The 14808-nt window shown below is 45.7% G+C and carries 11 protein-coding genes; 7 read left to right on the top strand and 4 right to left on the bottom strand.

What is annotated here, in order from left to right; genetic code table 11:
* Positions 1–34: 34 nt before the first annotated feature.
* Positions 35–1087, bottom strand: coding sequence for a bile acid:sodium symporter family protein (locus HMPREF3190_RS05905; RefSeq protein ID WP_449674305.1), 1053 nt, complete (start codon positions 1085–1087; stop codon positions 35–37).
* 1087 nt (positions 1088–2174) lie between these two features.
* Here HMPREF3190_RS05905 and HMPREF3190_RS05895 point away from each other — a divergent pair.
* Entirely contained in the window at positions 2175–5504 is a 3330-nt protein-coding gene (locus HMPREF3190_RS05895; protein ID WP_066781278.1) for a leucine-rich repeat domain-containing protein, read from the top strand.
* A 247-nt stretch (positions 5505–5751) separates the two neighbouring features.
* On the opposite strand, the gene HMPREF3190_RS05885 is transcribed toward HMPREF3190_RS05895, so the two are convergent.
* Positions 5752–6624 (bottom strand): AraC family transcriptional regulator, encoded by an 873-nt coding sequence (locus HMPREF3190_RS05885; RefSeq protein WP_066781273.1) that lies wholly within the window; start codon positions 6622–6624, stop codon positions 5752–5754.
* A 159-nt stretch (positions 6625–6783) separates the two neighbouring features.
* Between HMPREF3190_RS05885 and HMPREF3190_RS05880 the strand changes: the two genes are divergently transcribed.
* The 6 genes from HMPREF3190_RS05880 to HMPREF3190_RS05850 all read left to right on the top strand — a co-directional run bounded on the left by HMPREF3190_RS05880 (position 6784) and on the right by HMPREF3190_RS05850 (position 12230).
* A complete protein-coding gene (locus HMPREF3190_RS05880) occupies positions 6784–7200 on the top strand; it encodes a Dps family protein (RefSeq protein ID WP_449674309.1) in 417 nt (138 codons plus the stop codon).
* A gap of 314 nt (positions 7201–7514) precedes the next feature.
* Positions 7515–8171: a ZinT/AdcA family metal-binding protein gene (locus HMPREF3190_RS05875; protein ID WP_066781269.1), complete on the top strand. Its 657-nt coding sequence runs from the start codon at positions 7515–7517 to the stop codon at positions 8169–8171.
* A 453-nt stretch (positions 8172–8624) separates the two neighbouring features.
* Entirely contained in the window at positions 8625–9284 is a 660-nt protein-coding gene (locus tag HMPREF3190_RS05865; RefSeq protein ID WP_066781266.1) for a ZinT/AdcA family metal-binding protein, read from the top strand.
* A 71-nt stretch (positions 9285–9355) separates the two neighbouring features.
* Positions 9356–10678 (top strand): metal ABC transporter solute-binding protein, Zn/Mn family, encoded by a 1323-nt coding sequence (locus HMPREF3190_RS05860; protein WP_082715196.1) that lies wholly within the window; start codon positions 9356–9358, stop codon positions 10676–10678.
* Between the two features lie 36 nt (positions 10679–10714).
* Positions 10715–11386, top strand: a complete 672-nt coding sequence (locus tag HMPREF3190_RS05855) for a metal ABC transporter ATP-binding protein (RefSeq protein WP_066781263.1) — start codon at positions 10715–10717, stop codon at positions 11384–11386.
* Positions 11379–12230, top strand: coding sequence for a metal ABC transporter permease (locus HMPREF3190_RS05850; RefSeq protein ID WP_066781262.1), 852 nt, complete (start codon positions 11379–11381; stop codon positions 12228–12230). Before HMPREF3190_RS05855 ends, HMPREF3190_RS05850 begins: the two co-directional genes overlap by 8 nt.
* Positions 12231–12417: 187 nt before the next feature.
* Here HMPREF3190_RS05850 and HMPREF3190_RS05845 read toward each other — a convergent pair whose 3' ends face one another.
* Together HMPREF3190_RS05845 and HMPREF3190_RS05840 are read right to left on the bottom strand one after the other, a co-directional pair.
* On the bottom strand, positions 12418–14082 hold the full coding sequence (locus HMPREF3190_RS05845; RefSeq protein WP_066781260.1) for a sensor histidine kinase: 1665 nt from the start codon (positions 14080–14082) through the stop codon (positions 12418–12420).
* Positions 14079–14759: a response regulator transcription factor gene (locus HMPREF3190_RS05840; RefSeq protein ID WP_066781258.1), complete on the bottom strand. Its 681-nt coding sequence runs from the start codon at positions 14757–14759 to the stop codon at positions 14079–14081. Before HMPREF3190_RS05840 ends, HMPREF3190_RS05845 begins: the two co-directional genes overlap by 4 nt.
* Positions 14760–14808 lie beyond the last annotated feature (49 nt).

Below are 14808 nucleotides of genomic sequence, written 5' to 3'. Positions count from 1 at the left end.
TAAATAGCCACCATCCGCTAACACACGCGCGACGCTACACTACTGTAGGAACGTCCTTTTCAACAGGAACTTTTTTCGCAGCACGGCGCTGTTGATACTCATCCCACTGCGCAAACGCACCCGCAAGCAATGTTCCCGAGATGGAGTGCCACACGCATGAAACAGCGCAGATAACAGCAGCTTCAGGCAACAGCGATAGCTGCGGATTGCTGGTTGCCATCGTGGTTGCAAGCCCCGCGTTCTGCATGCCAACCTCAAGCGACACGGTGCGTTTTTTGGCACGTGACATGCGCGTAAGCACGCCAGCACTGTATCCAAGCACATAGCCCACCGCGTTGTGCAAAAACACTGCCAGGAACACAAAGGCACCCGATGCCACAAACGCATGACCTTGTGATGCGGTAACGCCACCAACAACGCACGCCAAACCCACAACAGCAACACCTGGCATACACGCGCGCACTTCTTGATACGTTTTGTTGTTCTCGTACTTGAAATTGATCAAAAAGCCCACAACAACAGGCACGATAACTGTTTCGATGATTGACAAAAACATAGGAACGGGTTTTAGTTGGATGCTGATGCCGCTTGCCATAAGCGTCATCAAAAACGGCGTTACGAAAGGCGCAAGCAAGGTTGAAACCGTAGTCATTCCAACCGAAAACGCAACGTCTCCCCTGCACAAATAACTCATGATGTTCGACGAAACACCGCCCGGGCAACAACCTACCAGCATCAAACCAATAGCAAGCGCATCAGGCAAATGTAGCGCTTTGCACAGTGCGAACGCCGAAAGCGGCATAATCAAATACTGTGCAACGGCACCAACACAGATGTCAAACGGCCTTTGAGCAAGTACTTTGAAGTCGTTTTTTGAAAGCGTCAGACCCATGCAAAACATGATAAAGCCGATGATAAGCGACTGCCACGAAAATCCGTTCCCCAAAAAGTCGGTAAACAAACGTGTGTTTACCCAGCTCATAAGCGAGGGAACAAGCAAAGTGGCTACGGCAATAGCAATAACGAAAATGGACGAAAAATTCGCTAATACTTTACTTCCTTTTCCGAGCACACGCAGTGTTTTCATAACACACCCTTTCTTTACGATATTGTTCGTAGCCCTTTGCAACGAAACAAGTTTGGGATTTTTTACTACGTTTGCGCACATAAACGCAAGGCAATAAAAAATCCCTCGTAATCTGAACTGGATTACGAGGGACGAATAAACATTATCCGCGGTACCACCCTTATTCCGCTCACGAGCCGTCAATAGTAAATACGGTGTGAACGACACTTTACGCACCAACATGCGCTTTTCCTAACGGGGAATCCCGGCGATCCTTACTTGCTGTGCTGTTCGCGATTCATCCTAGGAAGAACTATGCGACCCCAGATGAGCTTTCAGTCTCGCTTCTCAGAGATGATAACGATTCGCACTTGCTCTGTCGGCTTTCACCATACCCGACTCGCTGTAACACAGTAATCGAAACGTCGTATTCTCGTCAAAGAATTTATAGCTAGGAATTATACACAATGGAATTTGCTTTGCAAGTACTTTTCCAAACTTTTTTCTTGAAGTATCGCGCGCAGGTGTTTTCTGTGCGAACGAGCAGCACTTTTTGAGGTAGACATATACAAAGAACAGCGTGCTACCACGAGAAATATTGTTCGTGTGGTGCGGCGGCACGCTGTTGGTGCGATGTTGGTGGTGCGGTGGTGCGGCGTTGGTGCAACGGTCGTACGGGCACTGGTGCAGTGCAGCGATCGGAACAGTGCGTGTCACAGGAACGGTGCGAGTGCACGTCACAAAAATGGTACGAATACACACTGGGAACGCAGCAACGCATCTGCGCCAGTGCGTCGCCAGTGAAACGCCAGTATACGTGGAAGGCAGCACGCCATCCATCTGCGCCAGCGCGGCGCAAGGACAATGCGCGAGCGGTTAGAGCAGTGACGTACGACGCCCTGGTCGCTGTATAAATTCTTTTGTGAATATTATAAATTAATCAAGGGATTTATAGGGTACGCTCTATTGTAAGTAAAAAAGCTCTGTATTATAATTTTTCTCCGTTATAGTTATTTAATCAGGGCATTTTTGCCATGCAAGGATTGTCTATAAATCCCTACTTTAATTGACAAATACGCCTCATGAATATGGTATGGGAGAATTCCTCATGAAGCAAAGCAATAAAACAAATGCCGTTTTGTCGGTAATGTTAAGCGTAGGAATGTGCACAACAGCCATGGGAGCTGTTGCGGCATCGGCGCCGCAACAGGCATACGCAAGCCCTGCATCCTCATCGACCGCAAAGGCTGCACAGAAACCTACTAACCCACCTGCAGTAAAACCTGCCACACCATCTGTACAAACACCTGCAGCATCGCCAGCACAGGCACTTCGTGCGGTATCAGGTACAGCATCTGGTGCAACACACCTTGTTACCGCGGCGCATGATACTGGGGCAAACACTCACGAGGATAAACAGATCGATTTCAAAGATCCAATTTTGAAAGCTCGATTGCTAAGCGTCATGAAAGCAAAAAAGCTCATTAAAGAAAATGCAACAGACATTACAACGGCTGAAGCCTTAAAGCTCACAGAAGCGAATTTAGAACGCCCTAATAGTTCCAATGATCGTATAAATAATTTATCAGGGATGGAACACTTCACGAACCTAACAAATCTTAATCTCAGCGGCAATTACTTCAGCAATATTTTGCCATTGCAAGGATTAACGAAGCTCCAAAAACTTAATCTCAGAGTTAATTCCATCACAGATATTTCAGCTTTAAAAAGCTTAAAGAACCTCACGACACTTGATCTTTGCGGCAATATAATCAAAGATGCATCTGCACTAGCAAGCTTAAAGAACCTCACGACACTTGATCTTTCGCAGAATTTTAAACTAGACTTATCTACGTTGAAAGACTTACCGAATCTAAAAGATCTTGATCTCAGTGACAGTAATATTAAAAATGCATCAGCACTAGCAAGCTTAAAGAACCTCACGACACTTGATCTTTGCGGCAATATAATCAAAGATGCATCTGCACTAGCAAGCTTAACGAACCTCACTACACTTAATCTTTGCGACAATAGAATCAAAGATGCATCTGCACTAGCAAGCTTAAAGAACCTCACGACACTTAATCTTTCAGATAATTCTAAACTAGACTTATCTACGCTGGAAGGATTAGTGAATCTAAAAGATCTTTTCCTCTATCGCGCTAAAATTAAAGATGCCTCCGCACTAGCTAAGGTAAAGAACCTCACTAAACTTCATCTTTGGCAGAATCCTGAACTAGACTTATCTACGCTGAAAGACTTAACGAATATAACAGATCTTGATCTCAGTTACAGTAGTATTAAAGATGCATCCGCACTAGCTAAGGTAAAGAACCTCACGACACTTGATCTTTCAGACAATCCTAACTTGCAAGTATCTACACTGAGCAAATTAACAAATCTTAAAAAGCTTTTTATTTATGAATGTTCGATTTCAGACATCACACCACTGAAAGCTTTAACAAATCTGAAATGGCTTACTATTTCAAAAAATCCAATTACCGACTTGTCTGCGCTCAGTAACTTAACGAGTCTTGAAACACTTATTATGCATGAGGTAAACAACCAATCAGATGTTAAGCTTAATCTATCTCCGCTGAAAGATATGACAAATTTAAAAGATCTTTATATGGAAGACAACCACATTACCAGCTTGTCTGCGCTCAGTAACTTAAAGAATTTACGTGAACTTGATATTAATGGCAATGCAGTTTATGACATATCACCACTGAAGAACTCAAGAAAGCTAGAACTTCTTTACATGAACAACAATGTTAAAGATAATTATGATTACGATGCCGACGATGATGATGCCGACGATAACGATGCCGACGATGGCGACAAATACGTATTCAAAGATCTTTCAACGTTGAATGAGCTAACAAATCTTACCGAACTTGATATCAGTGATGACGATTTTTCTCTTGTAAAAGATGGACTCTCTGCACTACAAAATTTAACAAAGCTGAAAAAGCTTACTATGTCAGGTATTACTACACATAATGGCGCACAAGATTTTCAGGTTATCAAAAATCTTACGGCCCTTGAAGAACTTGATATGCGCTATAACTGTCTTATTGATCCAAGCATATTTAAAGACATAAACTTGCCACATTTGCAAAAGCTTGACCTTGGTCATCAATATGTATCTGTTGATTCCGAGCAGGTAGAAACGATATTACCACTTAAGTCACTCGATGGTATAACGCTCGGTCAACCACAAAGATATGATGATAAATCAAAGCGTAATATACAAGTTAAAGGCCACTATGAAGGCAACAAATTCATTCTAAGCGAGCGGCTTCCTTATTGCGCTTATAACCGTACAATAGATCTTACATTTCGAGATAAACCCAACATTAACGGACTTGATGGCAACTACTCCGCACGTATATGGTTAGATCTCAATGTACCAACAGTAGAGGATCTTGGTGCGGGTACAATGAAATACGAAGCAGATTCATCGCTTGCGTATACGCAAACAAAAGTTGAAAGCCAACCACAGCCAAAGGCAGTAAAGAAAACGTATGCGAACGGCACCGTACGCATTGAAGGAAACGGCTTAACCAAAGTTGGCAACGTCAAAACCGAAACAACGCCTGTTAAGTTCAAAACAATAACGAAAAACGATCCAACGCTTCCAAAAGGTACAACGCGCGTACAAATGCCTGGCAAAGACGGGTCAGACACAAAAATTACCACCTACGAAGTTGACGCCAACAAAGGCTTAACAGGTACCATTGAATCGGTTCGTGGTAAGCATATTGACGCTGTTGACCAGGTAGAATTAGTTGGCACGAAGGAAACGTCAGTAGACAACTCGCCGCTTCCAACGCTTAACCCTCTGCACAAACCAGGCAATTCGCCTGATGGCAACGATGGCGGTACGAACAACAATCCAAACAATAACGATACTACGAATCCGTCTCACAACAACTCGTCTACCACGAACGATAACGACACGAACGGCGACTCGGGCAACGGCACGGGCACGGGTGGCGACATTCACAAGAACACCAATGGTGCTGGTGGCGAAAACGGAACGGGCAATGGCGGCAGTTCATCATCAGGTGCCTCCGGCAGAAATAGCGCATACCAAGGTGCTCGGGCTCCGTACACAGCGCACAACGCGCATAATTCCTTGGCAAACGGCACAAACGCGCAATCGAATACCGACGCGAACGCGCAAGCAGGCAGTAACAACACCACCGCGCTTAACAACAGCTCAACGCAAAACGGCAACAGTGCCGCAACAAACGGAAACGCACAAAGCTCCACGCGCAGCACGCAAGCTGCAAACGATGCTCATGCCAGCGATGCGCAAGCTATGCATAATAGAAACATGATTGCGGCTTTTGTTGCAGGTCTTGTTGTTGTGGTTATTGTTGCAGGCGGATTGTATGCGTGGCGCCGCTATGGCAGCAAGAAGAAGAAGTAGGAACAGCACGCGCGCTTGCTGCAACACCGTCTGAGCGTGGCGTGCGCCACATACGCGAACGGGCCGCAGCGCACGTGCGCACCCTGCACCCACATGCCCATACGCGCCCTACCCGCGCGGGTTGTTGGAACGCCACACGCGTCTCACGTGTTCCACGTGCCCCTGCGTTCACATGCCCAGGCACGTCATGCTCGCACAGTCACGCGTCCCACGTGCACCACATACGCGTAAACGGCACCTACCCGCGCTAGCTGCGCTGCCCGTGCTGAACACGCGTGCGATACTCCTTCGGCGTGCAATTATACGCACGCAAAAATAGCCGATTGAAGTAACTTTGCTGATTAAACCCACACTGTGCTGCGATGCGTGACACCGCCTCATTGGTAGACGCCAAGAGCGCAGTGCTTTGCTCAAGACGATACGTGTTCAAAAAATCAATGGGCGTTGTGTGTGCATACTTTTGGAACAAGCGCGCGCACTTCGACTTGCTCACACTCCCCGCCTGCGCAATATGCTCAAGCGTAACATGCTCGGAAAAATGCTCATAAATATACGTTGTCATCGCTAGTTGTAAGCCAATGTTTTCGTCATAGCTCACGTTTGTATGAGCAACTGCACAATATGCAGCATACATATAGCGGAAAATCATATGCACCAGCGCAATTTCTTCAAGCTCGCAACCCGGCTCTTGTTCATGCTCAAGCGCATCAATACGCTCGATGAGCGTGCGAACTTCCGTAGCGATATTATTTGACTGCGAAATTTTCACATGCGAAAACGTACGATTATCAAGCAATGGCTTTACAAAATGTTCTAACACATATGAATTTCGCGTCAGCACGTTCGGACTTACGATAAGCGTAACGCGCTTCGATTGAAGCGTTGGAGCATGCGTTGCGCGGTGCAGCTGACCGTGGTTGATAAAACACAAATCGCCCTGTTCAAGCAGAAAGCGGTCATCATTGACAGAGCAATACAGTGAACCTTGAAGCACACACGAAATTTCCAGGCAGTCATGCATATGCGCCAGCTCATCTTTGTCGTGCGCGTAGCCAGTGGTGGCATATTCAATACTCAACGGCAGCGTTTTCGAGCTTATGCACGTAGTTGTTTGTTCCATGCGTACCTTCCTAATAAATTGTATGCAATAAAATAGTGCTTTTACAATATCGTACTAAGATTAGCTAATATAATACTATTTTTTCAATGTAACAAGCTTTATACTTACAAACATAAGGTAAAACAAATCCGTTAGGAAGGCTTAATCATGGAAACAAAAATGAACGAACTTTTATCTGACCTTGTAGTTTTTTATCACAAGCTGCAAAATTTTCACTGGTATGTGAAAGGCCATACATTCTTCGTAGCACACGCTAAACTTGAAGAATATTACGATATGGTGAACGGTCACGTTGATGAAGTTGCTGAAGCGATGCTTATGTGCAACCTGAAACCTGTTTCAACCATCAGCCAGTTTACTGCTCACAGCAAGATTAAAGAAGCTCCAAGCGAGTTTGTAGGTGCTCCGGTAGTATGGAGCGAAGTACTTGCCGACTTCAAATATCTGCTTGAAAGCGCTAAAGGCGTAAAGGAAGAAGCCGACAACGCTGGAAACTTCCTTGTTTCTACGAAGATGGACGATCTTATCGGCGATTACAGCAAAGCTATTTGGATGCTTTCACAATCACTTGACTAAGCTAAACGAAGCAGCATCAACGCTGTACGAAAGCTAACAAAACTAACAGGTTTCCCAGAGGGTGGCGAGATTCTCGCGAGAGGTCAAGGAAATCTGCTCGTTAGCTCGTAAGCGTAATATGTAAAAAGCGTCTGTGCATTGCGCACGGGCGCTTTTTTGTGTGTCCCATCGCACTCCACCATAAAAATGTTACGATTGTTAAAAAAGTGTGAATTATGTCAATCATCCGTCAAATACGTTCAAATACGATATAACTATAAATTAAGTTATCGTTAGCTAATATCCTCGATATTGGCTGAACAAAGGAGGAACCCATGACGGGACTAAAAAAGGTGCTGGGCATTGGAGCCGCATTTGCATTGGCTGTTGCGCTCGGTGGCTGCGCGGGACACTCAGAGCCGAAAAAGGCTGAACAGCCTGCTCAGAAGGCCCCTGCTGCTCAGGTACAGAAAAAAGCTGAAGCTCCAGCGCAAAAAGTTTCATTGGATAAGTGGGCTGGTGAGTGGAACGGTATTCATAAGTATCTCGACAAGCCTGAATTGAAACAATCGTTTGAACAGGGCGCCAAGAAAAAGAACATGACGCCAGAAGCGTTCAAAAAAGACCTTATGGAGCGCCGTAAGTGCGAATTTAACGGTCTTCGCATTAAGGGCAACACCGTTGAGTTCCTTGATGGTTTCCCGAAAGACAACGCCAAAACAATAAGCAAAGCAACCTATGAGTTCAGCGAGAACAAAAAGTTTAGCTATGGCGGACATACGTATGAATGGGATATCTTTAAGGCAAAAGAGTCAAATGCAAAATATCCTATCCTGTTCTTGATGCCTATTCATGGTGAAGAAGGCCTTATGCACTTCCACATGCGCTATGGCAGCAGCATCGATGACATGATGAAGCAGGAAAGATGGTTCCCAGCGTTCATTAAGCCCGACTCAACCATGAGCCAAATTCAAGGCGAAATTGCAGGCTAAACTTGCTTTAACAGCCGTGTACCGAAAAGAAGGGTCGCTTTTGAGGCCCTTCTTTTTATACCTACAAGCCCCACCGAAGCACTACCAGCAAGTTCTCCCTGCAAACGAAGGAATTGTACGAAAGAAAGGAACACGAAGCTACCAGAACGCGCATCTCTTGTTGAGGAACACAGCCACGCAAACAGCACGAACGCGAAGCCACAAGCGCACTGAGTCGCACAGCCAAGCCTGAAACTGCCAACACTGCCCACACCGTCAACATAAGCGCACCACCCGTTCTCCAAGGTCACACGCAATAAGTTCACCAAACATTTTTATAAAGCTTATTTACCATACGTTTAAGCAATTGTTAAGAATTTATGAATTTGAGCTATATTGCTTTGAATACGCTACATTATTCAATGCAAGTTATCCAAAGCTAATATTTCTATTAGCTCAACGAAGGAGGATTCCATGACGGGATTTAAGAAGGTGCTTGGCGTTGGTGCAGCATTTGCTTTGGCAATTGCTCTCGGCGGCTGCGCAGGACACTCAGAGCCTAAACAGGCAGAACAACCTGCTCAAAAGGCTCCTGCTGCTCAGGTAGAGAAGAAAGCTGATGCTCCAGCAGCGAAAAAGATCACTTTGGAAAAGTGGGCTGGTGAGTGGAATGGTTTCCACAAGTATCTCGACAAGCCTGAAGTCCAAAAGGCGTATGAAGAAGCAGCAAAAGACAAGAAATCAACCCCTGAAGCAATTAAAAAGGAACTCGAAGAGCGTCGTAAGTGCGAATTTAACGGCCTTCGAATTAAAGGCAACACCATTGAATTCCTTGATGGATTTGCAAAAGATGGAGCTAAGACGGTAACCAAAGCTACCTATGAGTGCGTAGACAGCAAAAAGGTTATGCACGGCGGACATCAACTTGAGTGGGATGTATTTAAGGCTAAAGAGGCTGACGCAAAATATCCTGTTCTTCTTATGATGCCTGTTCATGGTGAAGAAGAGCTCGTACACTTCCATATGCGCTACGGTACAAACGCCGATGAATTGCTGAAGAAGGACAAGTGGTTCCCAACCTTCGTGAAGCCCGATTCAACGCTTGCTCAAATTGAAGACGAAATCAAAGAATAACCTCGATTTGGTAATCTTTTCTACAAGGGAGAAGGGTCGTTCGCGGCCCTTCTTTGTATAAAGGCGGATGTATGACTACTTATTCAAGAAGAAAATTTTTCACGATGTGCGCTGGTGGCGCGTTGTGCGCGGCAGGTGCTGCGGCCACAACCTCATGCAGCGGACGTCGTGCTAAAGGCGAAAAGCCTTTAATTTATGCATCGTTTTACCCCGTGTACGACCTGGTACGAGAAGTAGCACGCGACACCGTTGACCTGCGCGCATTTATGCCAACCAACAAAGACCCGCACCTGTGGGCGCCAACGCCAAAAGCGCTTCGTGAACTGCAGGAAGCCGATTTGCTGGTGGTAAACGGTGCAAACATGGAGCACTGGCTCGATCAAGTACAAGAAAACGTTCCTAAGCTTCCTATTTTGAAATTATCCGATGGCATCGACCTCATAACCTATCGAGGAGCTGCTGCTATGGGGGAATTTCAATATATTGCACGCCTGAATGTTCAGCCGGGAACGTACGGATTTGAGTTCGGGCATACGCACCAAGACATCATGCGTGTAGCGTTTTTCCGCGTTCCGAAAACCGATCCGCTGGAAAAAACTACGCAGCGCGGACGCAAAATTATGTCGCAAAAAGGTAAAACGGTTCCTCAGCATACCACCATTCAAGTAGAAGCTGAGAAAGTGTACGCGCTTGAAATGGGTCATGAGAGTGGCTATATTGGCTTTACGCTACCTGAAGGCGACGACTGGGTGCTGCTGTCAGACCGTAAAAGCGCAAACTTGCTTTCGTATCGCCTGGTTACCAACGATGGCGGCGATGAAATTCCTCATACACAGCTTATGGAAGGTTCGTCGTCGGGTACCGATAAAATTACCTACGACCCTCACTCATGGCTGTCGTTTAACAACGCGAAGCTGTATTGCAACCACATTTACGACAAACTTGTTCAAATGTATCCTGATATGCAATCGGATTACTATTCGAACAAAGTGGATGTTGTGGCGCGCATTACGGCTATGGGCGCCAAGTACCACGACAAGTTTGCCCCGCTCAAGCGTCGCGAATTTGTGGTAACGCACAACGCGTACTCGTATTTGTGCCGCGATTTGAACATCAAGCACTTCCCTTTGCAAGGGCTTACCTCAACCGAGTCGCCAGCGCTTAAAACTATTCGTAAAGCCGTTGACTTTTGCCATGAACACCACACAACAACCGTATTCTACGAACTGGGCGCAAATCCCAAAGACGCTGAAGCGGTTGCCAATGAAGTGGGCGGTAAGGCAGTTCCCTTGGCTTCGATGGAATACGTCAGCGAAGAGCAAGGTGCGAAGATGAATGGCTATGTTGAAATCATGAAAGACAATGTCGAAAAGATTTATGAATCTCTAATCTAGTTAGTGCAACACTCACTACCACGTACGGGAGGTACCATGGATGCAATAAAGGTATCCAATCTCGTTTTCGGCTACAATGCAATGCCTGTGTTGAAGGACTTGTCGTTTTCGATACCAGAAGGCGATTTGTGCTGCATCACAGGCGAAAACGGAAGCGGGAAATCAACCTTGATGAAGCTTATTTTAGGCGAACTGAAAGGTTATAAAGGCACCATCAGCCTTTTTGGAAAAACGATGAAAGAGTACAACGACCTTACTTGGATTGGCTATGTGCCGCAAGCAAGCGTTATGAACAAAGTGGCGTTTCCAACCACGTGTCGAGAAATTGTTGTGCAAGGCTTATACAAGCAGTTTGGTATTGTGCGCATTCCACGCAAAAAGCACTACCAAGTGGCAGAGCAAGCACTTGCAAAAATGGATCTTGAGCGTTATGCACGCGTTCCATTTAATCAACTATCAGGCGGCTTACAACAGCGCGTTATGATTTGCCGCGCACTTATCAACGATCCTAAATTGCTGATTTTAGACGAGCCTACCGCAGGTGTCGATAAAGAAAGCAAGGAAAGCTTCCTGGGCTTGCTGAACAAAATTAACCAGGAGCAAAAAATTACCTGCTTGCTTGTTTCGCATGAATATCAGCTGGTCAGCGAACGATTGAAACTCGATTCAACCTATCGCATTGAAGATGGAAGGATAGCAAATGCTTGAGTTTGATTTTATGCGGCGCACGCTTATGGCGGGGCTTATGTTCGCCATTGCGCTGCCACTTATTGGCATTGTTATGATTAACCGTAAAACATCCATGGTAAGCGATGCACTTTCGCACGTATCTCTTACTGGTGTTGGACTTGGTTTGATTTTGGGCTTTGACCCGGTTATTGGTGCTGTGATCAGCTGTATTGTTGCTGGTTTCTGCATTGAAGGAATTCGCGAGAAAATGCCGCAATTTGGCGATATGGCGGTTGCTATTATCCTGAGCGCTGGCTTAGGTTTAGCTGTTATTTTGGCCGACTTTGCGCCTGGTGGAAATACTTTCGAGTCGTATTTATTCGGATCAATTTCAGCCGTAACCATAGACAATTTAATTGGCACATTCCTTGCGTTTTTAGCTACGGTTATTATCAGCATCGTGCTGTATGCAGGCCTTTCTGACTCGGCCATTGATGAAACACTCGCGCGCTTAGCAGGCGTTCGCGTAAAAATTGTAAACGGCATCTTTACGTGCTTATCGGCTATTATGATTGGTCTTGCGTGCAAAGTTGTAGGTGCTTTACTGGTAGTTTCGCTGGTAACGCTGCCCGTTGCAACGGCGCTTATTCTGTCGCGCAGCTATAAGCAAACCTGCATTATTGCCGTAATTTTGGGCGTCATTTACACCATTAGCGGTCTGTGCTTCTCGTACTATAACGACGTACGCCCTGGTGGCTCAATTGTTATGGCAGCCATTATCGGTATCGTTATTTTCCTGATTGTTGGACGCATATGGAGAAAGCCAACGCTTAAACAAGAGCTTGAAAAAGAGGCATCAAAGGCACAAGCGCAAAACGCATAAAGGTTGGCGAACCAACAGAAACCGTAATGTAGCTTGTAGCTTAGTTCACGAAACTGAAAGTTTTCGAGCGAACGTACTGAAGAACACGAGCATTGTCGCACATCAAACACGTGCGCAGTGCTCGTTTTTTTGTGCGCGCGGCGTTTTGGCGTGGCGCTATGGCGCGGTGCTGTGGCGCGGCGTTTTGTTACGCAGACGGAAAACTAATGCGAACGCAGGTGCCACTTTGAAACTGAGAGCTTTGCTCGCTTGTACCTGATGAAGAAAACACGTGCTCGTTGCTTGTCTGACCAGTACTCTCATGCACACCAGCGCACACGTCGCTTACTTCCCCATCGCACACGCCAGTACGCACGTTGCCACCAACATCCACGCTGCCGCGCACGCTGCCACCAACATCCGCACCAGTACCCACGCCTTCGCCCACAGGTGCTGTCCACGGAGCAATAGTAATTTTACCGCCGTGCGCTTTTACGATTGAAAATGCAATCGCAAGGCCAAGTCCCGATCCACCTTCACTGCGCGCTTTGTCTGCTCGATAGAAACGTTCAAATGCGCGCTTCGCATCTTCTTTTGAAATACCAATGCCCGTATCTTTTACTTCTATTACCGCATCGTGGCCTTCGCGAAAACTGTTCATTTGAATACGATCGCCTTCATGCGTATATTTCAAAGCGTTGTCTAACACTATGGCAATAAGTTGACGAATTTTCTTTTCATCAGCCATAATACTACAATTCGATGCAGCGCTAAACTGAAAAACTTTGTCTTGCAGCTCAACTGTTTCACGATATAAATGCGCCATAAAACGCAGCGCACCATCAAGTTCAATCTTCGTTTTGTTAAGCGTATGTGCTCCGGAATCAAACTTCGTCAAGAACAGTAAATCAGCTGATAAGTGAGATAAACGATCAACCTCTTCAATCGTCGCAGCAATATTTTCAAAATGATCGATAACTTTATCGTTTGGCTTATCAAGCAGTAATTCTTGGGTTGTTTTAATAATGGTAAGTGGTGTACGCAATTCGTGAGACGCATTTTGAATAAACTCAGTTTGTTTCACCCACGATTGCAACAAAGGTTTAAGCGCGCGACGTGCAAGAATGTAACTAAGCGCCGCCGCAATAATAAGCGCAACCAAAAATCCGCCGATAAGTGTATTGGTAACCGACTCTAGAATTGCCATTTCAGAATCAACATTGGCAAGCACTTGCACGTAGGACACATCGTCATTGTCGCGCGGGAACGTAATCGTAACGCCGCGCATAAAATGACCGTCGCATGCAAGCGAATAGGGTTTCGCTTGTGCATCGGAATTAAGCGGAAGCTGCGTTACGTACTCGGGGAAAACGGTATAAAGGCTGATAGCGTTAAGCACGGCGCCCGATGAATCGCGCACCACAAACAACAAACGCGAATTGCTTTGAATGGCGTGCTCGGTGGCACGAATGATGCTGGTGAACAAAAGGTCCTGTTCAAAGGCGTGATGTATGCCGGAATTGCGTCGCTGCTGGCGTTTGCGCTTTTTTGCGGCGCCTCGGTTATTGTTGTACAGTGTTCCTTCGCCTTGCTCAGAGCTTAGATTGCTGTGCGCACCTACGCCCTGTTCGTTAGTTGCATCGCGAAACAGCACCATATCACTGCCTTCAGCAGCCAACAATTCTACGTCGTGCTGAATATTCTCGCGAGCTTGCACTAATTGTGCATCGGTTTCGCGAAATAACACCGTATGCACTTGATGATAGATAAACACACCTAAAACGCTTAACAACAGCGCAAATACGACAAAAAATACAGCTGTCGATCGCAAAAGCTCTTTATGAATAAGCGTATGTTCAGAAGAAATTTTCACCGATTATCGCGCTCACCAAACAAATATCCTGCACCACGAATCGTATGAAGATACTTATCATAATCGTGAGCTTTTAGAATTTTGCGTAATGCGCTTACATACACCTCCACAACATTAGTTGATGTATCAGACAAAAATCCCCATACCTTATCGAACACTTGGCTTTTTGAAACCAGTTGCCCTTGACGCAATACCAGGTATTCCAGCACGTCAAACTGACGTCCTTTCAGCGGCAACACTTTACCGTTAATGCGCACCGTATGCTCATCATAGTTAATTACCAGATCTTTATACGAAATTTGGCGCGCATCATACAGATTATTGCTGCGCCGCAAAATGGCTTCAATGCGCAAGAGCAATTCATCTTTTGCAAATGGCTTGGGTAAATAATCATCAGCACCTAAGCGCAAACCGCGAATACGTTCTTCAACACCACGCAGTGCTGTAAGCATTAAAACAGGAGTTTGCACCTGGTTTTCGCGCAATTTTTTAATAACCGTATAGCCGTCCATACCTGGCATCATAACATCCAAAATAATGAGATCGTAAATGCCGTCTTTGGCATAATAAAACGCTTCATTTCCGTCAAAAGCCTGCTGAACAGAGTATTTATATTCGAGGCATTGCTTTATTGCCTGTGACAATTTTTTGCTATCTTCCGCGATAAGAATTTTCATACATGCCTCCCTACCAATACTTGTATGTACTATAAGCTATTAAGCTGAA

Source organism: Umbribacter vaginalis (assembly GCA_001552935.1).
GTDB lineage: Bacteria > Actinomycetota > Coriobacteriia > Coriobacteriales > Eggerthellaceae > Berryella > Berryella vaginalis.
The sequence above is the reverse complement of the archived record's forward strand: the minus strand, read 5'-3'. Positions and strand labels throughout refer to the sequence as shown.